19 protein-coding genes are annotated in these 26,699 nt (G+C 71.1%); 8 read left to right on the forward strand and 11 right to left on the reverse strand.

The window, feature by feature from the left end; genetic code table 11:
* The first annotated feature begins 7 nt into the window (after positions 1-7).
* Positions 8-604: a hypothetical protein gene (locus ACQPZX_RS32435; RefSeq protein ID WP_433363599.1), complete on the forward strand. Its 597-nt coding sequence runs from the start codon at positions 8-10 to the stop codon at positions 602-604.
* Between the two features lie 29 nt (positions 605-633).
* Here ACQPZX_RS32435 and ACQPZX_RS32440 read toward each other — a convergent pair whose 3' ends face one another.
* Positions 634-1,803, reverse strand: a complete 1,170-nt coding sequence (locus ACQPZX_RS32440) for an IS110 family transposase (protein ID WP_433363602.1) — start codon at positions 1,801-1,803, stop codon at positions 634-636.
* Between the two features lie 315 nt (positions 1,804-2,118).
* On the opposite strand from ACQPZX_RS32440, the gene ACQPZX_RS32445 reads away from it, so the two are divergent.
* Genes ACQPZX_RS32445 through ACQPZX_RS32460 form a run of 4 tightly spaced genes read left to right on the forward strand, consistent with a single transcriptional unit; the run spans position 2,119 to position 7,029 of the window.
* A complete protein-coding gene (locus tag ACQPZX_RS32445) occupies positions 2,119-2,997 on the forward strand; it encodes an alpha/beta hydrolase (protein WP_433363605.1) in 879 nt (292 codons plus the stop codon).
* Positions 2,991-3,962: a LacI family DNA-binding transcriptional regulator gene (locus tag ACQPZX_RS32450; RefSeq protein WP_433363608.1), complete on the forward strand. Its 972-nt coding sequence runs from the start codon at positions 2,991-2,993 to the stop codon at positions 3,960-3,962. The genes ACQPZX_RS32445 and ACQPZX_RS32450 overlap by 7 nt, the downstream gene beginning before the upstream one ends.
* Positions 3,959-5,395, forward strand: a complete 1,437-nt coding sequence (locus ACQPZX_RS32455; protein ID WP_433363611.1) for an FGGY-family carbohydrate kinase — start codon at positions 3,959-3,961, stop codon at positions 5,393-5,395. Before ACQPZX_RS32450 ends, ACQPZX_RS32455 begins: the two co-directional genes overlap by 4 nt.
* Positions 5,392-7,029: a fucose isomerase gene (locus tag ACQPZX_RS32460; RefSeq protein ID WP_433363613.1), complete on the forward strand. Its 1,638-nt coding sequence runs from the start codon at positions 5,392-5,394 to the stop codon at positions 7,027-7,029. Before ACQPZX_RS32455 ends, ACQPZX_RS32460 begins: the two co-directional genes overlap by 4 nt.
* A 38-nt stretch (positions 7,030-7,067) precedes the next feature.
* On the opposite strand, the gene ACQPZX_RS32465 is transcribed toward ACQPZX_RS32460, so the two are convergent.
* The 5 genes from ACQPZX_RS32465 to ACQPZX_RS32485 all read right to left on the reverse strand — a co-directional run bounded on the left by ACQPZX_RS32465 (position 7,068) and on the right by ACQPZX_RS32485 (position 18,064).
* Positions 7,068-7,940: a hypothetical protein gene (locus ACQPZX_RS32465; protein ID WP_433363616.1), complete on the reverse strand. Its 873-nt coding sequence runs from the start codon at positions 7,938-7,940 to the stop codon at positions 7,068-7,070.
* Positions 7,937-8,260 carry a PadR family transcriptional regulator gene (locus ACQPZX_RS32470; protein ID WP_433363619.1) on the reverse strand — a complete coding sequence of 108 codons (324 nt, stop codon included), beginning with the start codon at positions 8,258-8,260 and terminating at the stop codon, positions 7,937-7,939. Before ACQPZX_RS32470 ends, ACQPZX_RS32465 begins: the two co-directional genes overlap by 4 nt.
* A gap of 22 nt (positions 8,261-8,282) precedes the next feature.
* Complete coding sequence (locus ACQPZX_RS32475) at positions 8,283-8,870, reverse strand: coproporphyrinogen III oxidase (protein ID WP_433363622.1); 588 nt, start codon at positions 8,868-8,870, stop codon at positions 8,283-8,285.
* A gap of 115 nt (positions 8,871-8,985) precedes the next feature.
* On the reverse strand, positions 8,986-9,480 hold the full coding sequence (locus ACQPZX_RS32480) for a hypothetical protein (protein ID WP_433363625.1): 495 nt from the start codon (positions 9,478-9,480) through the stop codon (positions 8,986-8,988).
* 46 nt (positions 9,481-9,526) lie between these two features.
* The gene (locus tag ACQPZX_RS32485) at positions 9,527-18,064 is read right to left on the reverse strand and encodes a DNRLRE domain-containing protein (protein ID WP_433363628.1); all 8,538 of its coding nucleotides are present in this window, start codon (positions 18,062-18,064) and stop codon (positions 9,527-9,529) included.
* A 147-nt stretch (positions 18,065-18,211) separates the two neighbouring features.
* Between ACQPZX_RS32485 and ACQPZX_RS32490 the strand changes: the two genes are divergently transcribed.
* Positions 18,212-18,799: a hypothetical protein gene (locus tag ACQPZX_RS32490; protein WP_433363631.1), complete on the forward strand. Its 588-nt coding sequence runs from the start codon at positions 18,212-18,214 to the stop codon at positions 18,797-18,799.
* On the opposite strand, the gene ACQPZX_RS32495 is transcribed toward ACQPZX_RS32490, so the two are convergent.
* Positions 18,739-19,239: a hypothetical protein gene (locus tag ACQPZX_RS32495; RefSeq protein WP_433363634.1), complete on the reverse strand. Its 501-nt coding sequence runs from the start codon at positions 19,237-19,239 to the stop codon at positions 18,739-18,741. The two genes, ACQPZX_RS32490 and ACQPZX_RS32495, sit on opposite strands and share 61 nt — an antisense overlap.
* A gap of 111 nt (positions 19,240-19,350) precedes the next feature.
* Between ACQPZX_RS32495 and ACQPZX_RS32500 the strand changes: the two genes are divergently transcribed.
* Positions 19,351-20,853 (forward strand): SpoIIE family protein phosphatase, encoded by a 1,503-nt coding sequence (locus tag ACQPZX_RS32500; protein ID WP_433363637.1) that lies wholly within the window; start codon positions 19,351-19,353, stop codon positions 20,851-20,853.
* Between the two features lie 29 nt (positions 20,854-20,882).
* Here ACQPZX_RS32500 and ACQPZX_RS32505 read toward each other — a convergent pair whose 3' ends face one another.
* The 4 genes from ACQPZX_RS32505 to ACQPZX_RS32520 are packed head-to-tail and all read right to left on the reverse strand — an operon-like array spanning position 20,883 to position 23,943.
* Positions 20,883-21,242, reverse strand: coding sequence for a response regulator (locus tag ACQPZX_RS32505; protein ID WP_433363640.1), 360 nt, complete (start codon positions 21,240-21,242; stop codon positions 20,883-20,885).
* On the reverse strand, positions 21,239-23,125 hold the full coding sequence (locus ACQPZX_RS32510; protein WP_433363643.1) for an ATP-binding protein: 1,887 nt from the start codon (positions 23,123-23,125) through the stop codon (positions 21,239-21,241). Before ACQPZX_RS32510 ends, ACQPZX_RS32505 begins: the two co-directional genes overlap by 4 nt.
* Before the next feature lie 13 nt (positions 23,126-23,138).
* Entirely contained in the window at positions 23,139-23,600 is a 462-nt protein-coding gene (locus tag ACQPZX_RS32515; protein WP_433363646.1) for a histidine kinase dimerization/phospho-acceptor domain-containing protein, read from the reverse strand.
* A 55-nt stretch (positions 23,601-23,655) separates the two neighbouring features.
* Entirely contained in the window at positions 23,656-23,943 is a 288-nt protein-coding gene (locus ACQPZX_RS32520) for a hypothetical protein (RefSeq protein ID WP_433363649.1), read from the reverse strand.
* 31 nt (positions 23,944-23,974) lie between these two features.
* Here ACQPZX_RS32520 and ACQPZX_RS32525 point away from each other — a divergent pair, with 31 nt between their 5' ends.
* Positions 23,975-26,677 carry an FAD-binding and (Fe-S)-binding domain-containing protein gene (locus ACQPZX_RS32525; RefSeq protein WP_433363652.1) on the forward strand — a complete coding sequence of 901 codons (2,703 nt, stop codon included), beginning with the start codon at positions 23,975-23,977 and terminating at the stop codon, positions 26,675-26,677.
* Positions 26,678-26,699 lie beyond the last annotated feature (22 nt).

Raw genomic sequence — 26,699 nt, forward strand, 5'->3', positions numbered from 1 at the left:
GAACACCATGGACAACTCGACCTTCGCCCGGGCCGGCGCCACCGCGCTCTGGCACGAGCTTCCGCGTGCCCTCGCCGCCGGCGCCGTCACGCTCGTCGCCGCGGCGCCGCTGACAGCGGCCCTGCTCTCCGGGGCGCCGCGCTGGCTGGCGGCCGCCACGGTGCTTCCGGTGATGCTCGCGTTGACCGGTGTGGCGTCGTTCGCCGCCGCGGTCGCCCGGGGCGACGAGCCTTCGCTCGCCGCGCTGCGCCGGGTGGATCCCGTCCTGGCTCTTCTGTTGTCGGTCGCCGGCTTTGCTCTGCTCACCTCCTGGGGTGTGGTGCCGGCCGCGGCCGTCCTGATCGTCGGGCCGTACGCGCTCGCCTACGGTGCGGTGCGAGGCAAGCGCGGCCTGACCGCGGTACGCGGCGGGGTCATCCTCGCCGCGTACCGCCCCACCTGGGCCCTGACCCTGACCGGCCTCACGGTCATCGCCGCCTTCGCCGTGGCGGCCTCCGCCGGCGTCCTCGCCCTCGTGGTGGCGCCGCTGCTCCTGACCATCGCCTGCCGCCAGACCACAACGCTGCTGGCCGAAATTGACACCGTGCAGGCCGGTGCGCGATGACACCCCCTGTGTCCACCTGTAGATCGGAATTAGGCCGCGAGCTGTTGTTCGGTGCTGTGCCGTGCGTTCCCGTGCAGGGCCGGGTCGTAGGTGGTGTTGTTCTGCCAGCAGCGCCAGATGATGCGGACCCAAGCTCGGGCGAGGATGCGGGTGGCGTGCGGGTGGTCTTTGCCGCTGGCGCGGGCCCGGTCATAGATGTCGGCGGCCCAGGGGCTGGCGTGGCGGCTGTTGTCGGCGAACGTGGTGATGGCCTGGCGGAGCCGTTTGTTGCAGGCCCAGCGGAACGACACGCCGCGTTGTTTGCCGGATGCCTTGGTGACGGGGGTGATCCCGGCCAGCGCGGCGATGGCGTCGGGATGCTCGAACGCGGCCCTTGCGTCACCCCATTCGGCCAGGATCTGGGCGGCGTTGACGGTCCCGGCGCGGGGGAAGGACTGGAAGATTTTCCCGTCGGGGTGGGTGTCCATCTTCTCGGCGATGGCCCGGTCGAGGTCCTTGATCGCGGTGTTGAGCGCCTTGATCACGCTGACCTGGGCCAGCACCGCCGCACGGACTCCCGTGCACAGGTCAGGATCGGTGGTGCCGGCCGGCGCCGAGCGCAGGCGGGTCAGGAGAACCGCCGCGGGCCTTTTGCCGGAGTAACTCTGCTTGGTGCAGAACGCGGCGAGCCGGGCCTCGGTCAAGGGGGCTGCCGACACGGCGGTCGGGTATTTCGTGAGGAAAGCCAGCGCAATCGCCGAGGACAGGCTGGCGAAGATCGCCTTGCCTCCGGGCCAGTGCGCGTCCAGCAGCGCGGCGAGCTGGTTGACCGCGGCCACCCGGGCCTCGACCAGGTCACCGCGGCTGCGGGTCACCGTCCGCAAAGCCTTGGTAGGCCCCGAATACGGGACCGCCGGCCGCAGCCGGTGGATCCGCACGCGCAGGTAATCAGCGATCACCTGTGCGTCACCTGGGTCGGATTTGGCGCCGGAGAGAACCTCGGCCTCACGCCAGGCCTTGATCGCGTTCGGCTTGACCGGCATCACCGGATGCCCAGCCTCCAGCAGAGCGTCCACCAGACGCCCATCCGGACGCTCGATCGCCACCGGCGTCAACTCGGTGTCGCCGAGCTTGCCCAGCCGCACGACCAGCCTGGCGAACCCGGCAGCGGTGTGCTCGACGGTGAACGCCGCGACCTTGCGGCCACCCTGGTCCAGCACACACGGCATGCTCGGTGGTCGCCCAGTCGATCCCGACGAAGAACAACGGCCCCTCTTGCAGCGACAACCTCGTCGCCTTCCCGTTCGCAGCAACAGGCAGGAGCCAGGCGGAGGCGAAGGAACCGATTGTCGAGCGGTCACTAACCGGCGCTCTGCGGCGCGTCCCTCTGTCATCGATCAGCGGTTCCGGGGAAGCCGGGGGCGGCAGTGTCATCGAAGCCCACAAGGGGCAACCATCAAAGGCCGTCACCCCGACTTCCGCCTAGTTCCTACCACAAGCCCCATCCAGGGGCCCGCACGGAAGAGGGTGCACTAGTGACCTTCGAACCTCTCACCGCCCACCTCCCCGACGGGCCGCTCGACGTGGCGACCGTGCGGGGGATCGACGACCGCCTCCGTGCCCTGAATCCGCCACCCGCCGGCCTGGCACCCCCGGAAGTCGCCGACAACCTCCGCGTGCACGGTGACGGCGACGGCTGTGTCCTCTGGATCCACGGCGGCGGCATGTTCCTCGGCGCCGCCGAATACGACGACGCCTTCTGCTCCCACCTGGCCTTCGCGCTGGGCGCCGCGGTCGTCGCCGTCGACTACCGGCTCGCCCCCGAGCACCCGCACCCCGCCCCGCTGCATGACTGCCGTGACGCCCTCGCCTGGTGCGCGGCCCACTACGAGCGGGTCGTCGTCGCCGGCGCCAGCGCGGGCGGCGGCCTCGCCGCGGCCCTCTGCCTGCTCACCCGGGACGAGAACGAACCTCTCGCCCAGGACGAGAACGGACCTCCCATCCGGGCGGCGCACCTGTACTACCCCATGCTCGACGACCGCCGGGAGACCGCCAGCTCCCGCGAGAACGCCGACGCACCCATGTGGAACGGGCGCCTCGCCGACGTGGCGTGGGCGGCGTACCTCGGCGGCCGTCCCGCCGACGGCTACGCCGCCCCCGCCCGGACAGCGGATCTGCGCGGCCTTCCGCCCACCTACGTCGACACCGGTGAGCGGGACATGTTCCGCGACGAGGATGCCGACTTCGCCAGACGACTCGGGGCGGCCGGCGTGCCGACGCTCTTCGAGCTGGTTCCCGGGGCGGTGCACGCCTTCGAGCTGCTCGACCCGGAGGCCGGGATCAGTCGCGCGGCCCGCAAGCGCCGCTTGGAGGCCCTGCGCCACTCCCTGCGTGCGGATTTCCGCACGTGGTGACGATCTACGAGGTGGCGGCCCGGGCCGGCGTCTCCCCTTCGACGGTGAGCCGCGTCCTGAACGGCGCCAAGGTCTCCGCCGAGTCCGAGCGGCTCGTCCGCGCGGCCGCCGCCGACCTCGACTTCGTGCCCAACCGCACGGCTCGGCGCCTGCGCGGCCAGGGCTCGGCGGTGATCGGCCTGATCATCCCGGACATCGAGAATCCGTTCTTCACCGCGCTCGCCCGCGGCGTGGAGAACCGGGCGCGCGCCGCCGGCTACTCGGTGGTCCTGTGCAACACCGACGAGGATCCCGAGCGCGAGTCGACGTACATCGACATCGCCTTGGCCGAGCACATGGCGGGAGTGATCCTCGCGCCGGCCGACGACGCCAGCGATGTGAGCCGGCTCGTCGCGCAGCGACGGCCGGTCGTGGCGGTCGACCGCAGTCTCGCGCACGCCGATGTGGACGCGGTCACCGTGGACAACCGGGCCGGTGGCCGCTCCGCCGCCGAATCGCTGTTCGCGGCCGGTTTCACCCGGGTCGCCTGCATCACCGGTCCCAGCTCGGTCGAGACCGCCCAGCTGCGGATGGCGGGCTGGCGGCAGGCCGCGGCCCGGCACGCGGGCGGCGAGTATCTGGAGGACCTGCTGCGCTACGCCGACTACCGCGTGGACGGCGGGCGGCAGGCGATGGCCGAGCTCCTTGCGCTGCCGGAGCCGCCCGACGCGGCGGTCGTGGCCAACAACCTCATGGCCGCCGGCGCGCTGGACGCGCTGCACGACGCGGGTCTCGCCCCGCCGGAGTTCGGCCTGGCCGTCTTCGGCGACCTGCCGTTCGCGTCGTTTGGCCGGCACGGCATCCGCGTCGTCGACGTTCCGGCGCGGGAGCTCGGCGAGGCCGCGGCCGCGCTGCTGCTGGAGCGCATCGGCGGCGACGCCGGCCCCGCGAAGACCGTTGTCCTGCGGACGAGGGAGCAGAGGTGAGCCTTTTCCTGGGCGTCGACATCGGCACCTCCAGCTGTAAGGGCGTCCTCGTCGACGAGGACGGCGACATCAAGCGACTGGCCGTACGCGAGCACGCCGTCGACCGCCCGCACCCCGGTCACGTCGAGATGGACGGCGAGATCTGGTGGCAGGAGTTCGTCTCGCTCGCCGCGGAGCTCACCGCCGGCGTCACGGTCGACGCGGTCGGGGTCAGCGGCATGGGCCCGTGCGTCCTGCTCACCGATTCCAGCGGAAAACCTTTGAGACCCGCGATTCTGTACGGGGTGGACACGCGCGCCACCGCTCAGATCGACGAGATGAACGCGGAGTTCGGCGACGCCGTCCTGGAGCGATGTGGTTCCGCGCTCTCGACCCAGGCGGTCGGCCCGAAGCTGGCCTGGGTCGCGCGGAACGAGCCCGCCGTCTGGGCGAAGTCGAAAAGGCTCTTCATGCCTGCCTCCTGGCTGGCCTACCGCCTGACCGGCGCCTACGTCCTCGACTACCACTCCGCCAGCCAGTGCACGCCGCTGTTCGACACGCATGCGCTGGATTGGTATCGGCCGTGGGCGTCGCGGATCGCGCCGGATCTGGAGCTGCCGCCGCTCTCCTGGCCGGGCGACGTCGCCGGAACCACCACACAGGCGCTGGCCGGCATTCCCGCCGGCACCCCGGTCATCACCGGCACGATCGACGCCTGGACCGAGGCGGTCAGCGTGGGCGCGCAGAACCCCGGCGACCTCATGCTCATGTACGGCACCACGATGTTCCTCATCGCCACGGCCGACCACCCGGTCTCCAGCCCCGCGATGTGGGGCACGGTCGGCGCCTTCCCCGGCACCCGCAACCTGGCCGGCGGCATGGCGACCTCGGGCGCGATCACCGCCTGGCTGCGCGACCTCACCGCCGCCGACTATCCGGCGCTGCTGAAGGAGGCCGCCGCTTCCGGCCCCGGCGCCCGCGGGCTGCTCATGCTGCCGTACTTCGCCGGCGAGCGCACCCCGATCATGGACCCCGACGCCCGCGGCGTCATCGCCGGCCTGACCCTCGAGCACACTCGCGGCGACCTGTACCGGGCCGCGCTCGAGGCGACCGCGTTCGGGGTGCGGCACAACGTGGAGTCGATGCCCGGCGTCCGCCGCGTCGTGGCGGTCGGCGGCGGCACTCAGGGCGGGCTGTGGACGCAGATCGTCTCCGACGTCACCGGCCTGGCCCAGATCGTGCCCCGGGTCACCACCGGCGCGGCCTACGGCGCCGCGTTCCTGGCGGCGCAAACCGCGGACATCTCGGCGTGGAACCCCGCCGCTTCGGTCGTCGAGCCCGATCCGTCCACGAAGGACACCTACGACGAGCTCTACGCCCTCTACCGAGACCTCTACCCGGCCACGCGCACCGTCGCGCACTCGCTCGCAACCCGCCAACGGAGGACCCCATGAGCACCTACACCCTCCCCGCCGCCCCGTCCCGCCCGGCCGCCGAGCCGCGCACGGCCTATCTCATCGCGAGCGGCGACCTGCGCCCCGCCGCCAACCGGGCCGGCTGGCCGACCCAGGAGCGGATGGAGGCCGACGTGACCGCGGCGCTCGCCGGGCTCGGCTGGTCGGTGCGGCGCGCCCACGATTTCGACCCCGAGGCCGGGCACGGCTTCATCTCCAGTCAGCGCATGGGTCTCGAGGTCTTCAAGACGATCCCGCCGGACGCCCCGCTCATCGTGGCCGAGGCGGTCTGGCAGTACAGCCACCACGTGCTGGCCGGCCTGCGCACCCACCGCGGCCCGATCCTCACCGTTGCCAACTTCGCCGGCGACTGGCCCGGCCTGGTCGGCCTGCTCGGCGTCAACGCCGGCATGGCCAAGATGGGCGTGCCGTACTCCACGATCTGGTCCGTCGATTTCAAGGACGACTGGTTCAAGGACGGCCTGCGCAGCTGGGTCACCACCGGCGGCATCACCCATGACGCGTCCCACGTCGCCGACCTCGGAAAGCTGCCGGAGAACGCCGAGACCGAGCTCGGCGTCGCCCTGGCCGGCCAGCTGAAGAACGACAAGGCCATCATCGGCGTCTTCGACGAGGGCTGCATGGGCATGTACAACGCCATCATCGACGACGAGCTGCTCAACCCGATCGGCATCTACAAGGAGCGCCTGTCGCAGAGCGCCCTCTGGGCCGAGATGCAGCGCGTCCCCGACGCCGAGGCCGACGCCGTCGGCGCGTGGCTGATCGGGAAGGGCATGACCTTCAAGCTCGGCGCCGACGAGGCCACCGAGCTCACCGAGGCCCAGCTGCGCTGGCAGTACAAGATGTACATCGCCGCCCTGCGGATCAGCGACGACTTCGGCCTCGACGCCGTCGGCATCCAGTACCAGCAGGGCCTCAAGGACATCTGCCCCGCCTCCGACCTGGCCGAGGGCCTGCTCAACAACGCCGACCGCCCGCCGGTCACCTCCCGCGACGGCGCCCGCGTGCTCTGGGACGGCCGCCCGCTCCCGCATTTCAACGAGGCCGACGAGGGCGTCGCGGTCGACGCGCTGGTCACCAACCGGCTCTGGACCGCGATGGGCCTCGACCCGGCCACCACCCTGCACGACGTGCGCTGGGGCGAGGAGTACGACGGCGAGTTCGTCTGGGTCTGGGAGATCTCCGGTTCCGTCCCCGCGTCGCACTTCGCCACCGGTTACGCCGAGGCCGAGGGCTGGCGGCAGGATCCCGTCTACTTCCCGCTGGGCGGCTCGACCATCAAGGGCATCTGCAAGCCGGGCGAGGTCGTCTGGAGCCGCGTCTTCGTCCAGGGCGGCGCCCTGCACGCCGACCTGGGCCGCGCCACCGCGGTCTCGCTGCCGGCCGCGGAATCCGAGCGCCGTTCCCAGGCCACCACGCCGGCCTGGCCCATCATGCACGCCGTCCTGCACGGCGTGACCCGCGACCAGTTCATGGCCCGCCACAAGGCGAACCATCTGAATGTCGCCTACGCCCCCGACGTCGCGACGGCCGACAAGGCGCTACTGGCCAAGGCCGCCCTGCTGTCGTCCCTGGGCATCCAGGTCCACCTCTGCGGCGACGTGAAGCTCTAGTACGGGTGGGGCGTTCCCTAGCGAAGGGGACGCCCCACTCACAACTCGGCCTGGCGCCGGATCCCGGCATACCCCGCCGCGACCAGCACGGCCGTGCAGCTCGTGTAGATCAGCAGATACGGTGAGATGGGCGAGTTGACCCAGCCCGGCGTCCAGTAGCCCACGAGCGTCAGCGCCTGCACCAGGAAGAGGCTGCCCACGGCGATCGCCACGCGCGCGTCGACAGCGGTCCACAGCAGAGCGAGCAGCCCGAGGCCCCACAGCGCATAGGGCTGCCACCCCAGCGAGGCGTCGAAGGCCGTAGGGAGCACCACCACCGCGACCGGCACCGCGAGGAGCCACCACACCGGACGCGCGGCCGGGCGCGGCCGCCACCGCAGCAGGGGCAGGGCCAGCAGGATCGCCAGCGGCAGCTGCCAGAACTCGCCGTCGACGAGGCGGAACAGCGGTGTCGGATACCAGCTCAGCGCCCAGAACGTCAGCGCGAACGCGCCGGCGGACAGCAGGATGCCGGTCGGATAGCGCCCGCCGGCGAAGGCCAACAGCGCGAGGGCGCCCACCACGACCGCGCCGACGTGGCCGAGGTCGCTGGTGAGGGCGAGCCCGCGTCCCTGGAGCAGGTCGGAGAAGACGATCCGCCCGGCCAGCGCGGCGGAGAGCGCGGTGGCGTGCACGACCAGCACGAGGACGGTGAGGCGCAGCGCGGAGAGCCACACCTGGCCCGGCGAGGTGAGCTCGGCCAGGCCCGCGCGAGCGCGCGCCGCCCCGAGAAGCAACGCAGCCGTCTCGCGGCCGACCGGCCGCTCGGCCTCGACCATCGTCGCCAGCATCTCGTCGGCGCGTTCCTCGCGGTACGCCATCGGGTACAGCCGCAGCAGGTCGGCGTACCAGCGTTCCAGGTCGGGGCTCACGCGGTCGCTCCCCGAAAGCGCGTGACGACCCGGGCCGCCGCCGCCATCCGCTCGGCCTCGGCGACCAGCGCGGCCCGCCCCTCGTCGGTCAGCGCGTAGTAGCGCCGGGCCCGCCCGTTGACGATCTCCTCGTTGACGACCCGCAGGTAGCCCTCGCCGGTGAGCCGGTCGAGCGCCGCGTAGAGCGTGCCGGTCGCCAGCTTCACCAGCCCTCGCGACAGCTCCTCGGCGCGCGTCATGATCGCGTACCCGTGCCGTGGCTCGTCCTGCAGCGCGGCCAGGATGAAGTACGTGGGCTCGCGCATCCGTCCGATAGGCATGTCGCCATCATATGTAGCTGATCTACCTATGCAAAGCCCAGTCCCGCGGAGTCAGGAACTCGTCGCGCATCTCCGCCTCGGGGCTGCCCGGCTCCGGCGTCACGTCGAAGGCCCAACCCGCGAGGGGCGGCAGCGACATCAGGATGGCCTCGATGTTGCCGCCGGTCTGCAGCCCGAACTTGGTGCCCCGGTCGTAGACCAGGTTGAACTCGACGTACCGGCCGCGGCGGTAGAGCTGCCATTGACGCTCGCGATCCCCGTACAGCTGGTCCATGCGCCGTTGCACGATCGGCAGGTAGGCCTCGGCGAGCATCGCGATCCCGCGCTCGGCCAGGGCGAGCCCGCGCTCCCAGCCGTCCTCGCCCGCGGGCCGCAGCCCGTCGAAGAAGATGCCGCCCACGCCCCGCGCCTCCCGGCGGTGGGGCAGATAGAAGTAGTTGTCGCAGGCGCTCTTGGCCTCCGGGTAGAAGGCCGGATCGTAGGTGTCGCAGTAGTCCTTCAACGTCCGGTGGAAATGGCCGGCGTCCTCGGCGTACTCCTCCGGGGCCCGCCCGAAGGCATCCTGCCCGGCCCGCATGATCCCGACCACCCGCTCGCGGCCGACGCTCATCTCTCTTCACCCCGTGTCCCAGAGATCGATGATCGTTTCGCCGCACGAACCTAGCAGCGATGCTCCGGTTGTGGGGGTGGGGTGGCCCGCGGGACCGCGGGCCACCCCGGCACTCTCAGCAGCTCGGCGGGTCGTTCGTCGAGCTGGTCTCCGAACACTTCGTCCAGGTGATCCGCTGGTTCAGGTCGGGGTCGACGGCGTAGTACGTCAGGACCACGCCGTCCTTGCCCTGTTCCGCCTCCAGGTCGGTGCCGCCGGCGGCCTCGTGGCCGAAGAGCTCGCGCACGTGCAGGTACACGTGGTTCTTCGGGCCGTCCGGGTCGCCCAGCCCGGCCCGCAACTCCCAGCTGCCCGCGGCCCGCAGCTTGTCGCGGCCGGGCCGGTAGTCGGGCGGCAGGACGTTGGTGAACCCGTCGAACATCTGGTGCGGCAGGTCGGAGGCGAGGAAGGTGCCGTCCTCGGTGAACGAGATGACCCCTCCCCCGGTCGCCTGCCAGGTGCCGCCCAGCTGCGACTGGCTCACCTCGGCCCGCTTGTCGCCGGCCGGCGCCAGCGACGAGCAGCCCGTCAGGAGCAGCACGGCGGCCAGCGCGGCGGCCCATCTCCTCATCGGCGTACCAGCCTCGATTCCGGTGTGAACGGCCATCACGCTACCCTCACAGCCCCGGCACGCAGCAGTTGTCCGCGGTGCCGAACGACGGGCCCTCGATCGGCGGCAACACCGGTGCGGCGCCGCCGACGAAGGTCTCCCGCCAGCGCACGGACTGCTGCAGCCAATGCTCCCCGGGTTCGGCGTCGTGCCCGTCGCCGGCGCTCTGGTTGGCCTCGCCCTGCCCGGGATAGTTGAAGACCTTCATGGGGTTGAGGCTTCCGGACGCCTTGGTGCTGGCGTTCGTCAGGTGGAACTCGATGATCGCGTTGCCGCCGCTGTCCGTGCCGACCTTCTCCCACGTCATGTCGTACGACCCGATGAACGCCTGGACGGTCGGCATGGCGCCGTTGCCGTAGCCGAAGGTGAGGATCGACCAGAGGTTGTCGAGCGCCGTGGCGGCCCGGTCCTTGGGGCCCTGGCTCACGTAGTGCATGTTGACCGTGCCGGAGGTCGCGCCGTTCGCGAGGTCGGAAGCGATCTGCTGCCGGGCGTCCTGGATGGACTGCATTCGTTTGATGTCCTCGGTGAACGGGTCGCCGTCACGGAAGTACTTGGTGTCGTGGCAGGCCGTCTTGTTGTCGTCGCAACCCGACAGCAAGCCGCCCAGCCACATGAAGAACAGCCCGTACGAGTCGATCGCCTCGCTGCCGGCCGAGTGGCAGTACTCGGGGGTGGCGTCCGAACAGGTCGGCCCCGACTTCGAGGGACAGTCGCCGGGCTCGACGCACGGGGTGTGCCCGTTGTTCTCGATCGCGGTGATCGGGTTGCCGGCGCCGAAGGCGTACCGGTTGCTCGTCCACGGGTCGATGCCGAGGTTCATGTCGGCCAGGGCGCCGCCGTACGAGTCCCGGGTGAGGAACCGGTTGAGTCCGGGGCTGTAGTCGCGGAAGCCCATGTCGTACGAGCCGGACGCCTGGTCCCACCGCTTGGCGTTGAACCGGTACGCGTTGTACGGCTCCTTGGTGGGGTCGGCCGAGTCCGGCTTGTCGATGCCGGTGAACTGGGCCTCGTCGTTGCTGCCGTACGCGGTATAGCCGTACGTGGCCTTGGTGTCGCCCGAGTCGTCGGTCAATGTGTCGACGTCCGAGTGCGGGTTGTATCCGTAGTAGGCGTCTTCCGTGGTGCCGTCCTCCTTGTTGGTGATCTGCGACAGCCGCTGGCCCCACGGCGAGTACTGGTACGACTTGGTCAGTTCCCCGGCGACCTCCTCGTCGAGCACCTCGGTGGACAGGCCGAGGTAGTTGTACGCGGTGGTCTTCTCCTTGGCCGCGCCGGCGTCGGTGGTCTTGGTGGCGGTCCGGTCCAGCGGGTCGTAGGTGTACTTGGTGGTCGACGTGCCCGTGCCCGCGAGCTGCCGGTTCTCCACCATGTGGTCGAAGCCGTCGTAGACGTTGCGCTGGATGACGGCGCCGGCCGCGGTCACGGTGTCCAGGCGGCCGAACGGGTCGTAGTTGTACGACGCCGTCGCGCCCCCGGACACCGACGTGAGCAGCCGGTTCCGGTCGTAGTTGTAGGTGGTCGTCTTGGCCTTGACGGTCTGGCTGGTGACGTTGTTGTTGGCGTCGTGCACGTACGTCTCGGTCCCGGCGCCGTCGCCGGTCTTGGCGACCTGGGCGAGCCGGTCGCGGGGGTCGTACATGTAGTCGCTCGTGGTGGTCAGGTAGGCGCCGTGGTTGTCGGCGTTCATCTTCTTGGCGACCTCGCGGGACCGGTTGCCGTTGAGGTCGTAGTCCAGGGCCGTGCTGGAGACCAGGGTGCCGTTCGGCTTGTTCTCGGTCTGGCTCTTGAGGAGCCCGTCGAGGTAGTAGCCGTAGTCGACCGTGTTGCCGTTGCCCTTCACCTCGTGCAGCTTCTCGCCCTTGTCGGTGTAGGTGTAGGTGGTGACCTTGGCGGCGCTGTCCGTGGGGGACTTGCCGTTGGTCACCTTCGACACCAGGTTGCGCACGTCGTACTCGTAGGCCGCGAACTGTTTGTCGTGGGTGGTCGAGGTCGGCGAGCCGTTCTCGTCGTAGGCGAACGAGGTGGCGCCGACGGTCGCGCCCGACTTCGACTCGGTGACCTTGGCGACCTGGTTGAGCTCGGTGTAGGACACGGCGTAGTTGTCGACCCGGGTGCCCGGAGAGACGTCGCTGATGGTCGTCATGTTGCCGTTGGCGTCGTACCGGTAGGTGTAGTCCTTCTTCTCGTTGTCGGTGTCGGCGGCGTTGTCGCGCACCAGTTTCACCGCGTCGGCGACGACCGTGCCGCCGGCCTGGTCGGAGAGACTGATCTTCTGGGCGTTGCCCTCGGCGAAGGCGTACGAGCCGAGGCTGACCCACGTTCCGGTGGCCGTGGTCTGGTCGACCGTCTTGACCACGCTGCCGCCGCCGTGCGTGACGGTGTACTTGGCGTCGGTGGCGGCGCCGCTCACCTGCGGGTACCGGACGAAGACCTGATAGCTGCCGTCCTGCGGGATGTTCAGTTGCCAGGTGAAGGCGTTGCTGCCGGTGCCGGCCGCGTGGCTGGCATAGCCCGCCGATCCCTCGCCGGTCGCCGGCCAGACGCCGGTCGCGACGGTGTTGTTGAAATCGGAGTTCTCGACCAGCACGACCTGCTTGCCAACCGGCACGCCGTCGTCCGCGCGGGACCGCAGCTTGCCGTCGGGGTAGTACGTCCAGCTCATGGTGCGGTTCGAGGAGCCGCCCGCCGAGGTGACCGTCTGGGCGGTCTGCGAGCCCAGCTCGTTGTAGTCGTAGGTGGTCACGAGGTCCCACGGATCCGACGACGACTTGGTCCAGCCGTTGTCGAAGTACGTGTACTTCGTGTCGTTGCGCAGCGACTGGCCGGCCGACGGCGGGGCGGACAGCGTGTCGAGGCGGCCCACCTTGTCGTACGTGTAGGTGGTCTTGTCCGGCGTCTTGTAGCGGCTGTCGTCCTTGTCGTACGCGGTCCGGGTCTCCTTCACCCGGTTGAGCTCGTCGTAGACGGTGACCTGGGCGAAGTCGTCCGGGTCGTCGGTGGTGTCGACGCCGCGCGGGCTGATCGCCTTCGTCTGGTTGCCCACCTGGTCGTACTCGAAGCGGGTGATCGCGTAGATCGCGGTCGCGCCGCTGCCCGACCGCGGCACCTTCTGCTCGATCAGCTGGCCCTTGGCGTCGTAGGTGGCCAGCGTGGTGGTGCCGACCTGGTCGGTGGTCGAGGTGGTCAGGCCGTCCTTGTCGTAGGTGCTGCCGGTGAACTTGCCGGCCGCGTCGGTGGTCCGGGTGACCCGGTGGGCCAGGTCGTAGGCCATCTTGGTGGTGAAGTCGGCGGTGTCGGCCGTGGCGCTCTTGCGCGGGTCGGTCACGGTGACCACGTTGCCGACGTCGTCGTACTCGTACTGCAGCTTGTGGCCCTTGGCGTCGGTCACCGCGCTGAGCTGGTAGATCGCGTCGTACGTGTTGGTCGTGACGTAGTCGGTCGGGCTCGTCGACGTGGGCAGGTTGCCGTCGGGCTCGGTGGTGGTCAGCAGGTTGCCGGTCTTGTCGTAGGTGTAGGTGGTCTTGCGCGCCGGATCGCCGCTGACGTCGGCCGGCGCCACGATCGACGAGAGCTCGTCGGCCGCGTCGTAGACGGCCGTGGTGACCGCCCCGTTCGGCGCGGTGGAGGTCAGCACGTTGTCGTTGGTGTCATAGACCGGCGCCGGGGTGGTGATATAGACGCCGGCGCCCTGGTCCTTGGGCGCCTTTCCGGCCAGCGGGCGGCCGAACGTGTCGTACGCCTGGGTGGTGTCCTTGCCCAGGGCATCGGTGATCTTGGTGACGTTGCCGCGGGCGTCGTAGACGTACTTCGTCGCGCGGGTGAGCGCGTCGGTGATCGTCTGCGGGTAGCCGTTGGCGTCGTAGTCGTCGTACGAGGTGGTGTGACCGTTGGCGTCCTTGACGGTGCGCGGCAGCCCGTACGCGTCGTACGTGTTCGTCGTGGTGTAGTCGTCGGCGGTGGCCGTGGTGTTGCCGATAGGGTCGGTCACCGTGGCCAGGTCGCCCGCCGTGGTGTAGGTGAACGACCACTTGCGGCCCTCGGGGCTGGTCTTGGTGGCCAGGTCGGCCACGTACCCGTTGAGCTGGGTGCTGTAGGTCAGCCGCGTGCCGGGGTAACCGTTCTTGACCGCCGGCGCGTCCTTGGTCTCCAGCGGGTAGCCGGTCTTCGGGTCGTAGGACCACGCCGAGACGGCGCCGTTGTTCTCGGTCAGGCTGCTGACGTTGTGCTGGTCGTCCCAGACCAGCTTGGTCACCTGGTTCCGGGCGTTGGTGGTCTGGTACGGCCGGCCGAAGCCGTCCATCCGGTACGCGGTGGCGTGGTTCTCCGCGTCGGTGACCGTCGCGTCGACGCCGGTGCCCTGCGCGCCGTCCGGGTCGGTGTAGGCGAACTGGGTGAGGCCGTTGAGCCGATCCGTGTACGACTTGGTGCGCCAGTGCCACTGCGGGTCGTCCCCGGCGGACGGGTAGTTGTAGACCACGCTGGTGGCGTTGCCCCGCGGGTCGGTGACCTTGACCAGCTTGACGTTCTTGTTGCCCTGGGTCATGTCGTACTGGAACTTGAACGTCTTCGGCGCGCCGCTGGCCGAGCCGGCGCCGTCCACGAGCTCGCCGAGCAGCCCTTTGTCGGTGTAGGTGAAGGTCAGCTTCCGGCCGCTGATGTCGGTGATCTGCCGTACGTGGTCGATGATCTTCGGATTGGTCAGGCCGGTCGCCGACTTGCGCGTCCAGGTGGCGTCGTCCACGTAGTCGTACGCGTCGCCCTTGGCGAAGTAGTCGATCGTGAGCGTCTGCCGGCCGGCCGGGTCGGTGACGTAGCGCAGGAACTTGGTGGGCTTGTTGTTGCTCTTACGCTCCTCGTACGTGAACGTCATGGTGTTGCCGTTCTTGTCCACGACGGAGGTCAGGTAGCCGTCGCAGTCGTAGAAGAACTGCGTCCGGTCCGGGCGGGTCAGCGACCAGGCCTGCGGCTCCTGGGTGTTCGGCTTGCACTGCACCCCGGCCTTCTGCTGCAGGTACAGGTGCACGCCCTTGGGCGACACCCACTGCCCGCTCGCCGTGTCGAGGGTCCACCAATGGCTGGTGCCGTCCCCGTCGATCATGGTGATCTTGGTGGGGTGCGGGTTGGGGTGGAAGTCCAGCGGCGAGCCCAGGCGCATCATCGAGGAGGCCTGCAGCGACCAGCCGTACCCGGAGACGGTGTCGCTGGTGTCCAGCGAGTTGTAGGCCAGCCGTACGAACGAGCTGAGGCCCCGGCCGGGGTTGCTGAACGCGTTGTACGACCACACCGTGTTGCCGGCCGCCAGGTTGTTCATGAGCGTGCCGCCCGCGCCGGTGTTCTTCCCCGCGTAGGCGTAGAACTGCTCGAGGCCGAGCTGGTCGGAGGTCGGCTCGACCACCGCGACCGTCTGCGCCAGCGGCGCGAGGGCCTGGCCGGTGGTCTTGTTCTGCAGCTCCCAGCTGATCGTGTAGTCGGTCTTCTTGTTGCCCTCGGTCGTCGACGGCGGCGTGGTGACGGTCGCGGTCAGGTCGACGGTGCCGCCGGACGGGACGTCGGCCGGCAGAGCGGTGACCGCTGTCGAGCCGGCGACGGCCTCGCCGTTGGCCCGGCTCCACTTGTACGACAGCTGCCAGTCGGCCGCCTTCCACGTGGCCGGCGTCGGGTTCGAGATCGACACCGGGGTCGTGTAGGTGGACGCGGGCGCCACGTCGGTCGGCGTCTGCGGCGCGTAGTACGTCGACTCGGGCGTCTGCTCCAGGTACGTCACCTCGAGGGCCGGCCGCAGCAGCGGCTCGCTCGCCTCCGACGCCAGCAGCATCGCCCGGGCCGTGGCGCCCACCTCGTCGCGCTGCTTGAGGAGCAGGCCGTAGTTGCCGGCCGGCGTCGCCACCCAGCTCTTCGCGGCCGTGGTGACGTTCCAGGTCTCCCATTCCGGGTCGTTGGTGAACCCGTTGAATCCGGCCGACCAGGCGGTGTCGTAGTCACCGCCGGCCTTCGTCCAGGCGGTGGCGCCGTCGCTGGTGTTCCAGGTGGCCTTCGTCTGGTCGAAGGCCCGGGTCAGGCGGTAGACGTCGACGTACTCGTCGGTGTCCGTGCCCGGGTAGAGCCCGGCGTTCCACATCCGCAGCTGCGCGTCGACGACCTGCGCGTTCGCGGGCACGCCCGAGATCGGGAACTTGACCAGGCCGCGGGTGTCGCCGTAGACCGTCGAGTTGTTGCCGGGCGAGACGTACGGGTCGCCGGCGTAGCTGTTGACGTTGACGGCCGGCTGGGCCGCCGACAGCGTGGTGTCGGTGACCCCGGTCCGGAAGATCTTGGTGATCTGTCCGGCCTTGGGCAGCATCGCCGGGACCGTGGGACCCGCTAGCAGCTTCCCGTCGGTGGTCTTCACGGCGACCATGTAGTAGAAGAACTTGCGCTTCATCGCATCGGTCTCGGCCGCCGCCGTCGGGGCGGCCGTGCTGTCCTGGAACGACAGCGTTCCCGCCTTGACCGGCGCGACGAGCGTGGCCGCGGACGGCGTGAAGGTCTGGTAGACGCTGCGGTGCACCTGGTACTCGGCGATGTCCGCGCCGGTGTACGCCGGCCAGTCCAGCAACGCGCCGGTCGCCGCGATGGTGGTCGGCGGGTTCACCGCGACGCCCTGCTTGCCGTACGTGATGACCAGCTTCGGCAGGTTGAAGTCGCGCCGGTCGTTGTTGTAGGCGTACTCCGACGCTTCGAAGATCGCGCCGCCGCGGCCCAGGTCGGTCTCGTTGACCGCCTTCACCATCAGGCCGTAGTTGGCGGCGCCGCCGACCCAGCTCTGCACGGCGCTGCGCACCGGGAACGAGATCCAGGCGCTGGACTTGGAGTTGGCCTTCACCGCGCTCGCCTTGGTGAACCGGACCGCGTCGGCGATCACCGCCTTGCTCGCGACGTCGCCGAGCACGACCTTGCCGCTGGTCCCGGCGGCGAACGGCAGGACGCCGAGCGTCTTCCAGGCGCCGTCCGCGGTCGGGGTGGTCTGATCCACCGTGTACGCCTTCGAGCCGCCGTTGTAGTAGACCGTGTACGGCGCGTTCGACGCCCGGTCCGACTCCCCGACGTAGTGCACCTCGACCAGGTAGTTCCCGGCCTCGGTGATGGTCGGCACCCAGGTGTACGTGTGCCCGGTCGTCGCGTCGTTGTTGACCCGGTAGTCGCTGCCGATCGCCTTGGGCGTCAGCGTGGAGTTCGTCGACGAGGTCCAGGTGCCGACCGCCGCGGTGTTGCTGTCACCGTCGTCGACCGTCACGATGTTGCCGGCCGGCGCCGGTGAGATGTTCGCGTTCGTGCCGGCCCACGTGGCCGTGGACTCGGTCCAGGCGGTGGTCACCGGCCGCGCCTCCATCGGCACGTCCTGGCCGTACGCGTAGAGCGACTGGTCGTAGTAGAGCTGCAGCTGCGCGTCGTCGATCGTGGTGCCGGCCGGCACCGGGCTGGTGTCGAACTTCAGGAGCGACCGCCACACGGAATTGGCGTCGGTGCCCACCTTCAGCTGGTAGTCCCCGCCGAAGCTCGTCGTCGCGGCGCCGGAGTTGATCTGGGCGTCCAGCGCGTCGGCCGGCACCGGCTGCACCTTGATCGTCGGGTCCACCACGACCGGGTAGACGCGCGCCGGGTCGGCGAGCCACGCCGGATCCGCGGTCACGGTGACGGTGGAGCCGGTGACCGTCTGGGTGACCTTGGTGCTGGTCCGGCCGGCGCCGTCGGCCATGAAGGGCGCCGGCATCGTCAGCTCGGTGGCGCCGCTCGCGCCGCGGAACGCGATCGACCCGTCCGCCTGCGGCACGGCCGTGAGACCGTGCGCGTCGAGCGTGAACGCGTAGGACACCGGGCCCGCGGGCGGCCGCTTGAGGACGATCTTCTCCTTCAGCTCGGTCGAGCCGACGTCGTAGACCAGGTCCGCGCCACCGGCGAGGCCGGGGTAGGTCACGGTGGAGCCGGAGACCTGCGGCGTGGCGCCCTTGGCCGCGCCGGCCAGGCCGAGCTCGACCGACCGGCCGTCCTTCTCGAAGCGCACCAGCCGGTCGGTGCGGTCGCCGAACAGGCTGGCGAAGGTGTTGGCCGCGTTGCCCTGCACGTACCCGGGCCGGCCCGTCGCCTTCACCCGGGTGTCGATCGGCTGGTAGCGGCCCTTGCCGTCGCGATAGTTCACCGGCGTCGCGGAGAGCTCCGCCTGCAGCCGGCCGTCCGACAGCTGGTACACCCGGCCGTTCGCGGTGCGCTTGGCGGTGACCTCACGCACCCGCTTCTGCGCGGGCCACTTCTTCGCGGCCGGCGCGGGACGGCTCACCGACATCCCGGCCGAGACCGGCTCGGTGTGATGCCCGCTGTCGGCGCCGACGAGCGCCCGGGCCGCCCGGCCCACCCGATCGAGCACGCCCGGCTCGGCTGCCGCGGTCGTGCCGGCGGCCGGCGCCGGCTCGGCGTCCCCGGCCGTCCATGAGAATCGCGCTCCCACGGCGGCCACCGCCGCGAGCACGACAACACCTGCGAAAATCCCCCGCGTACGTTTTCCCACTGCATCCTCCGTCACGACAGACGTCGGCCGAAGGCTAAAGATCTCGCATATTCAAATGCGTATATCCCACATACTTTCCCAGGTCAGTCGGCACCCGGTTGCCGGATTCGGCCGCCATCCGGCGCGACGATGTGAGAGCGTCGAGCCATGATCGTGGTGCCGGCGGGCAGCACCCTCACCCTGCGGTGCCCGGGCGAGCCGGACCTGCCCCTGATCGTGCTCGACGACGTGCGGGCGGATTTCGTGGCGGCCCTCGCCCCGATCCCGGTGCTCAGCCTCGACGACCCCGCCGCCCGGCGCGCCGGCATCGTCGAGCTGGTCACCAACGCCGGGGTGACCTGGATCGAGGCCGAGCTGCGCGGCGGCCGGCTCACCATCGCCGGCGACCTGACCACCGACGTGGTGCAGCGGCGCGAGGCCGCGCGCCGGCCCGGGGCGTACGCGGCGACCGGCACCGCCCAGGTCGACTCGGAGCCCGGCCGCCGGCTGGTGCCGGTCAGCGGGCACGTCGAGGACGTCTCCACCGGCGGGCTGCTGCTGCGGGCCACCGGCGCCGGCCGCCCGCATCTCCCGGCGGGCATCGTGCGCACCCTGCTGCACGTCAGCATGCCGTGGGGCGTCATGACCGCGGCCGTCACCACCGTCGACCAGATCTCCGACCAGCTGCGCGGCACCTACGAGTGGATCGACCCGGTGGACTCGGCGGCGTTGCGGAAGTTCTGCGGGTCCCGCTGAGCGTCCGACGACCGGACGAGTCGGCCGCGCACCAGCTCGGCCGAGAGCGCGCGACGCATCGCGGCGAGCACCTCGGCGCGGGGGAACCGGGTACTGGCGGCCAGCTCCGCGTCGGCCAGCTCGGCCGGCGCGGCCCGGATCACGGCGCCGAACCACGCCTCCAGCCCGGCCGCGTCGTCCGGCGGCTCCGGGCGCTTGCCCGCCGGTCCGGGCGGCGGCTCGTGGTTGCTGGCGTACAGGCAGGCCGGCAGCTGGACCCGCGCGGGGTGGACGCACTCGGGCAGCCCGGTCGTCTGGTTGGTCCGATACCCGGCGGCCGGGTCGTAGCGGGACGCCGGCCCCGGCCGGTCCAGGACGTCGAACTCGCCGACCGGCAACGTCTGCGCGGGACATGCCTGACAGGGGTCGAGCCGCCACCTGTCCCCGTGGCCCAGGTCCATGGCGGCATGGTATGCGCGTGCGGACCCGGTGGAGCCGTTTTCATTCGCTCGTGCGACCCCGCCGCACACCGTGTGCGAGTGCCGGGCCCGGCGCGCACTAGCGTCCGAGCGATGGCGACCGTGCTTGTTGTCGATGATGACGCCCCCAGCCGGGAGTTCATGCGAACGTTGCTGAGCTACCGCGGGCACCGCGTCGAACAGGCGCCGGACGGGGACCGCGCCCTGGCGATGGCGGCGCTGTGCCCACCGGACGTGGTGATCACGGACGTCCTGATGCCGGGCCTGGACGGCTACGCGCTGGCCCGTGCGCTGCGCGGCGAGCCGGCGACCCGGCACATCCCGATCGTCTTCAGCACCGCGCACTACGGCGCGCAGGAGATCCAGCCGCTGGCGCAGGCGTGCGGCGTGCACGACGTGATCCTCAAACCGGCGCAGCCGTCCATGGTGCTGGCGACCATCGACTCGCTGCTGGTCGACGACCAGATCACCGTTTCCGCGGTCGAGCAGGTCGTCGAGACGCAGCGGGTGACCGGGGCCGGCACCTGGGAGTTCGACCCGGCGACCGACACGATCGTCGTCTCGCCCGTGCTGCGCGAGGCGCTGGGGCTGCCGTCGGCGCGGCTGACCGTGCCCGAGCTGATGCGCCGCCTCCACCCGGAGGACGCCGCCCGGATCGCCTCGATGATCGAGCGGACCTGGTACGCGGGCGCGCCGTCCTCGGCCGAGCTGCGCGTCGTGGACGCCGACGGCGCGGTCCGGGAGCTGATCGTCTCCTGCCGCCCCACCGCCACGTCGCGGGTGTGGGGCGTCGCCCAGGACGTCACCGGGATCCGTACCCGGTCGCGGGCCGACTCGCAGGCCCAGGTGGACTGGTTCGCGGTGCGCCGGACCATCGACGCGTTCCACAGCGCGGTGCTGCAACCGGCCCTGCCCGCCGTCCCCGGCGCCGAGCTGGCGGCGGTGTACCTGCCCGCGCCGGAGCGGCTGGACATCGGCTCGGCCTGGTACGACGCGCGGGCGGTCGACCAGGGCCGCGTGCTGCTGTCGGTCGGCAAGGTCGCCGGCCACGACCGGCACCCGGCCGCGGTCATGAGTCACGCGCTCGCGGCGCTGCAGGCGTACGCCCACGACGATCCCGACCCGGTCGGCGTGCTGACCCGGCTCAACCGGTTCCTGGCCGGCACCGGCCGGGACGACACCTTCGTCACCGCGGTGGTGGCGCTGTTCGAGCCGGACACCGGGCGGCTGCGCTTCGCCAACGGCGGGCACCCCGCGCCGGTCGTCGTCGCGCCCGAGGGCGAGGCCACCGCGGCGGTGCTGCTGAAGGCGGCCGGCCCGGCCCTGGGCGTGCTGCGCGACGCCGTCTTCCCGGAGCGGGAGCTGGAGCTGCCGGTCGGTTCGGCGTTCCTGGCCTACACCGACGGCCTGACCGACCGGCACAGCGACCCGTCCTCGGTCGACGGGAAGCACCTGCTGAAGGTCGCCGCGCAGGCGTTCAACCGGCTCGACCCGGACCAGCCGGTGGCCGAGTTCCTGGCCGAGGCCATCGTCCGGGACATGCTCGGCGGCGCCGCCCCCGACGACGACATCTGCCTGACCGTGCTGCACGCCTGAGCCGGCGTCGACCACGCGAAAGAGCGGTGTTACACGCCTAGGCCGGCGTCGACCGCCCGCAGCAGGTCGGTGATGTCGTACGGCTTGACCAGGAAGCAGCGGGCGCCGTTCGCCAGCGTCCGCCGCTGGACCGCGGGGTCGACGTCCCCGCTGATCACGATCACCGGGATGTCCCGCGCCCGTAGCTCGGCGAGGACCCGCTCGCCGCCGATGTCCGGCAGCTCGAGGTCGAGCAGCACCAGGTCCGGCCGGGTCTGTTCGGCACGGTCCAGCCCCGTACGCCCGTCCGGCGCCGACCCGAACGTCACCTCCGGCCGCGCCCGCAGGACCCGTTCCACCAGCATCGTGTTGATCGGGTTGTCCTCGATGTAGAGGACCGTCGCCGTCATGCCCGGGACGCCACGACGCCGGCCCGGCTGTCCAGCACGGATCTGACCTTCGCGGTGAGGGCGGCCGCGGTGAACGGCTTGTCGAGGAAGGCCGCCGCGTCGTCGGTGAGCACGCCGCGGGTGTACGCGGACGTGAAGATCACCGGCAGGCCGGGGCGGAGCTCGGTGAGCCGGTCGGCCAGCTCCTGCCCGTTCATCCCCGGCATGATCACGTCGGTGACCAGCAGGTCGATGCCGTCATGGGCGCGGGCCACTTCGAGGGCGTTCTCACCGTCCACGCCGACCACCACCTCGTACCCCGCGGTGGTGAGGATCCGCTGGCTCAGCTGACGGACCGCGGGATCGTCCTCGACCAGCAGGATCGTCCCGGTGCCGGCGGTGAGCGGCTGCGGCTCGACGGCCTCGCCGATCGCGTCGGCGGGCACCTCGGCGGCCGGCAGGAAGACCTCGAAGGTGGCGCCCGCGCCCGGCTGCGATTCGAGCCGCACCTGCCCGCCGGCCCGGGTGACGATGCCGTACACGGTCGACAGGCCCAGTCCGGTGCCGCCGCCCGGCCCCTTGGTGGTGAAGAACGGCTCGAACACCCGCTCGGCGACGTCGGCCGTCATGCCGCAGCCCGTGTCGGTGACGGTGATGAGCACCCGATCCCCGGCGTCGTCGACGACCCGGTCGGTGGCGATGGCCAGCGTCCCGCCGTCCGGCATCGCGTCCCGGGCGTTGATCGCCAGGTTCACCAGCACCTGTTCGAGCTGGCCCGGGTCGACGCGGACCGGGGTCGCCGCGGCCGCCGAGGTGACGATCAGGTCGACGTCCTCCCGGATCAGCCGCCGCAGCAGCACCTCGACGCCGGCCACCAGCTCGGCCACGTCGACCACCTGCGGGCGGGCGGTCTGCGCCCGGGAGAACGTCAGCAGCTGGCGGGTGAGCGCGCCGGCCCGGGTCGACGCGTCGCGGATCATCACGAGGTCCCGGGCGGTGTCCTCGTCGGCCCCGGCGACCAGCAGCGCGGCGTACCCGTCGATGACGGTCAGCAGGTTGTTGAAGTCGTGCGCGAGCCCGCCCGCGAGCTGCCCCACCGCTTCCAGCTTCTGCGCCTGGTGCAGCTGCGCCTCGATGCTCTTCTGCTCGGTCACGTCGGCGACCATCGCCAGCGCCCCGACCGGCCGGTCGGGGTCGCCGACCCGGGCGGTCAGGGCGATCCGCGCCCATACCGCCCGACCGCCGTGCGCCTGCAGGCCGACCTCGATGCGGGTCGCCCCGCTGGCGCCCACCTCGCTCAGCGCCCGCGCCGCGACCGGCCGGTCGGCGATGGCGACCAGGTCCAGCACCGGCGTGCCGGGCAGTTCGGCGGGCTGCCGGCCCACCATCGCGGCGAACCGGTCGTTGGCGTACCCGATCCGCCCGTCGCCACCGACGACCACGACGCCCTCGCTGGTGGTCTCCACGATCTCGCGGAAGCGCTCCTCGCTCGCCCGCAGGGTAGCCTCAGCCGCCTGCCGCAGCCGCAGGTCCTCGAAGACCGCCGCGCCGCGCACCAGCGCCGGGAACCGACCGCGCAGCGTCCAGTACCAGACCGCCAGCAGCGCGGTCACGGTGTCCCAGCCGGCGGCCTGGAAGTCCATGCCGAACGCCATCCGCATCGCCATGCCCGCGTGCATGTCGCCGCCGAAGTACGGCATCAGCAAATGCACCGTGTGCGAGCCGTGGTGCACCGCGCAGCTGAAGAAGATGGCAGCGGTCGCCAGCCCGAGCGGGTTGTTGCGCCACTGCCGCGAGCGCCACAGCCCCCGCGCGATCGCCAGCGAGATCGCCAGGTACGCGGCCAGGATCACCGCGTTCGCCAGCGCCGTCAGCTGCCACCAGGTGTCCGTCCAACCGTTCACGAGCGTCCGCCCTTCACGGCAGTTGGTTGATGCGTGCCAGGAGTTGCTCCGCGCTGGTCCGCACCAGCCGCAGCTGGTGCTCCTGCTCGTCGTTGAGCGGGCCGGGCAGGCGCATCAGCAGCGTCTCGGTGAACCCGAGGACGGCGTTCAGCGGCGTCCGCAGGTCGTGCCCGAGCCGGTCGTTCTCCGGCAACCACGAGGTCGTGGCCACGCCGACGGTGACGCCGGCGTGGTCCACGATCGGAGCCGCCCGCGAGCAGACCCGGATTCTGCTGCCATCGCGCCGGATCCGCTCGCCGTCGGGCCGCCCGGGCGGATAGAGCCGATCCGCCCGCTGCCCGATCATCTCCGCGGCGGGATACCCGTACAGCTGCTCGGCCGCCCGGTTCCAGAGCACGACCGTGCCGTCGAGCGTCTCCCCGACGATCGCCTCACCCACGGACTGCACGATCATGCCGGGCAGGTCAACGGACACGTTCCCGGACTCTAGCCACCAGCGACGGGCGTGTATGTCACCGAAAGAGTGACGCTCAGCTTTGCGTGATCATGCCGATGAGCCACCCGCCGAGAATGACGGCCAGGATGGCGGCCTGCACGCCGAGGATCCACGCCGCGACCGTCCACCCGCCCTGGCCGGCGAGCCAGGACGCCGCGGCCGGCGCCGCCGGAGTTACCGCCAGGCCGGCGACCAGGAGAATTCCGCTCATCACCGAGCCGTTGGACATCAAGCCGGCGAGCCGCAGGCTCCAGAGGAACAGGACGACGGCGAGCGTCCACCCACCGGCCAGCACAGCGACGATCGCCAATCCCCGGCCCATGGGACGAGGATGTCATGGAAGGAGGTGCCCGATGAAGCCCTTCAGGACCTTGGAGGAGGCGGCGCCCGGGACGGTCCGGACCCGGGTCACCGACCGCTTCGGCATGGCCCACGACGCGTCGCACTATCTGCTCACCCCGCAGGCCGTGCTGGTGCCGCACGACGCCGGTCAGGTCGCCGCGCTGATGCGGGCCGCCGCCGGCTTGAAGCTGGGCGTCACGTTCCGTTCCGGCGGCACCAGCCTCAGCGGGCAAGCCGGCACCGACGCGCTGCTCATGGACACCCGCCGGCACTTCCGCGACATCGAGGTCCTCGACGAGGGCAAACGCGTGCGGGTGCAGCCCGGCGCCGTGCTCCGGCAGGTCAACGCGCGCCTCGCGCCGTTCGGCCGCAAGCTCGGCCCTGATCCCGCCAGCGAGTCGGCCTGCACGATCGGCGGCGTCATCGCCAACAACTCCAGCGGCATGACCTGCGGCACCCACGCCAACACGTACAAGACGCTCGAATCTTTGGTCTTGATCCTGCCCAGCGGCACCGTCGTCGACACCGGCCTGCCCGACGCGGACGTTCGGCTCCGCGAGGCGGAGCCGTCGCTCCATGCGGCCCTGCTGCGGCTGCGAGACCGGGTGCGGTCAAATCCCGATTCCGTACGGGTGATCCGCGCCCAGTTCTCGATGAAGAACACCATGGGGTACGGCCTGAACAGCCTCCTCGACCACGACACGCCGGCCGGGATCCTGGCTCATTTGGCGATCGGCAGCGAGGGCACGCTCGGCTTCGTCGCCTCGGCGGTCTTGAACACCGTCCCGGTCAACCCGGCCGCCACCACCGGCCTGGTCGTGTTCGACACGCTGCACCGCGCCATGTCCGCCATGCCCGACCTCGTCGCCCTCTCCCCCGCCGCCGTCGAGCTGCTCGACGCCGAGTCGCTGCGGGTCGCCCGCACCGACCCCGCCCTCGGCGCCCTGGCCGTCGACCGGCACGCCGCGCTGCTCGTCGAATGGCAGGAGCCCGACACCGACCGCCTGGCCGACCGCGAGAACGCCGCCGCGCAGATCTTCGCGTCGTGGGACCTGCCCACCCGCCTCAGCCGCGATCCGGCCGCCCGCAACGCGCTCTGGCACATCCGCAAGGGCCTCTACGCCACCGTCGCCGGCAACCGTCCCAGCGGCACCGTTGCTCTCCTCGAGGATGTAGCCGTCCCCGTCCCCGTCCTGGCCGACCTCTGCGACGACCTCAACCGCCTCTTCGACCGCCACGACTACGAGCGCAGCGTCATCTTCGGCCACGCCAAGGACGGCAACCTCCACTTCATGCTCAACGAGCGCTTCGGCGAAGGCGACCAGGTCCAGCGCTACGCCGACTTCACCGAGGAGATGGTCACCGCCGTCCTCGCCCGCGGCGGCACCCTCAAGGCCGAGCACGGCACCGGCCGGGTCATGGCGCCCTTCGTCCGCCGCCAGTACGGCGACGAGCTCTACGAGGTCATGCTCGAGATCAAGCGCGCCTTCGACCCCGACAACTTGCTGAACCCCGGCGTCCTGCTCACCGACGACCCCCGCGCCCACCTGCGCCACCTCAAGCCGGTCGTGACGGTCGAGCCCGAGGTCGACCGCTGCGTCGAATGCGGCTACTGCGAGCCCGTCTGCCCCAGCCGCGACCTCACCACCACGCCGCGCCAGCGCATCGTGCTGCGCCGCGAGCTGGCCGCCGCCCGCGACCCGGCCATCGCCGCCGCCCTGGAACGCGAATACCAGTACGACGCCGTGGACACCTGCGCGGTCGACGGCATGTGCGCCACCGCCTGCCCCGTCCTCATCAACACCGGCGACCTGACCAAGCGCCTGCGCGCCGAGGCGAACGGCCGCGCCACCCAACGCCTCTGGACCACCGCCGCCCGGCACTGGCCCACCGCCACCCGCACCATGGGCGTCGCGCTCAGCGCCGCCGCGGCCGCTCCCTCATCCTTTGTGGAGGCGGCCACGCGTGCTCCGGCCGTACCGAATTGGTCCCGTGACCTGCCGCCCGGCGGAACCAGACGCCGCCCTTCGCTGTCGGCGCGAGCCGACGCCCTCTATCTGCCCTCGTGCCTCAACACCATGTTCGCCCCCGCGGACGGCGGCCCCGGCGTGATGGCGGCAGTGCGGCAGCTGGCCACCCGCGCCGGCCTCCACCTCACCGTCCCCGACGGCATCGCCGCCCTGTGCTGCGGCACCCCCTGGAGCTCCAAGGGCCTGCCCGACGGTTACGAGCTCATGCGCACCCGCGTCGTGGACACCCTCACCGGCGTCGACCTGCCCGTGATCAGCGACGCCGCCTCCTGCACCGAGGGTTTCCACCGCATGGGCATCGACGCCATCGACGCCGTCGCGTGGGTGGCCGACAACGTGCTCCCCACCTTGACCATCACCCACCGCCTGCCGTCGCTGGCGCTGCACCCCACCTGCAGCTCCACCCGCCTGGGCCTGGACGACGCCATCGCCCGGATAGCTTCCGCGATCGCCGACCGCGTGACCGTGCCGTCGGGTTGGCAGTGCTGCGCCTTCGCCGGCGATCGTGGCCTGCTGCACCCCGAGCTGACCGCGTCCGCCACCCTCGAGGAGGCCGCGGCCGTGCGCCTCGGCGACTTCACCGCCCACGCTTCGGTCAACCGCACGTGCGAGCTGGGCCTGACCCGCGCGACCGGCCAGACCTACCACCACTTGCTCGAGCTACTCCTCGACGCAACCACCTGAACGGCGCCTCGCCGCCCAGCAC

Origin of the sequence: Actinoplanes sp. CA-142083, assembly GCF_050942195.1 — a bacterium.
In the GTDB taxonomy this organism is placed as follows: Bacteria; Actinomycetota; Actinomycetes; order Mycobacteriales; family Micromonosporaceae; genus Actinoplanes.

Excerpts from the sequence above, each read along its gene's own strand:
- ACQPZX_RS32435 (WP_433363599.1), top strand. The coding sequence starts at position 8 with ATGGACAACTCGACCTTCGCCCGGGCCGGCGCCACCGCGCTCTGGCAC.
- ACQPZX_RS32460 (WP_433363613.1), top strand. The coding sequence starts at position 5,392 with ATGAGCACCTACACCCTCCCCGCCGCCCCGTCCCGCCCGGCCGCCGAG.
- ACQPZX_RS32470 (WP_433363619.1), bottom strand. The coding sequence starts at position 8,260 with ATGCCTATCGGACGGATGCGCGAGCCCACGTACTTCATCCTGGCCGCG.
- ACQPZX_RS32475 (WP_433363622.1), bottom strand. The coding sequence starts at position 8,870 with ATGAGCGTCGGCCGCGAGCGGGTGGTCGGGATCATGCGGGCCGGGCAG.
- ACQPZX_RS32480 (WP_433363625.1), bottom strand. The coding sequence starts at position 9,480 with ATGAGGAGATGGGCCGCCGCGCTGGCCGCCGTGCTGCTCCTGACGGGC.
- ACQPZX_RS32490 (WP_433363631.1), top strand. The coding sequence starts at position 18,212 with ATGATCGTGGTGCCGGCGGGCAGCACCCTCACCCTGCGGTGCCCGGGC.
- ACQPZX_RS32495 (WP_433363634.1), bottom strand. The coding sequence starts at position 19,239 with ATGGACCTGGGCCACGGGGACAGGTGGCGGCTCGACCCCTGTCAGGCA.
- ACQPZX_RS32500 (WP_433363637.1), top strand. The coding sequence starts at position 19,351 with ATGGCGACCGTGCTTGTTGTCGATGATGACGCCCCCAGCCGGGAGTTC.
- ACQPZX_RS32505 (WP_433363640.1), bottom strand. The coding sequence starts at position 21,242 with ATGACGGCGACGGTCCTCTACATCGAGGACAACCCGATCAACACGATG.
- ACQPZX_RS32520 (WP_433363649.1), bottom strand. The coding sequence starts at position 23,943 with ATGGGCCGGGGATTGGCGATCGTCGCTGTGCTGGCCGGTGGGTGGACG.
- ACQPZX_RS32525 (WP_433363652.1), top strand. The coding sequence starts at position 23,975 with ATGAAGCCCTTCAGGACCTTGGAGGAGGCGGCGCCCGGGACGGTCCGG.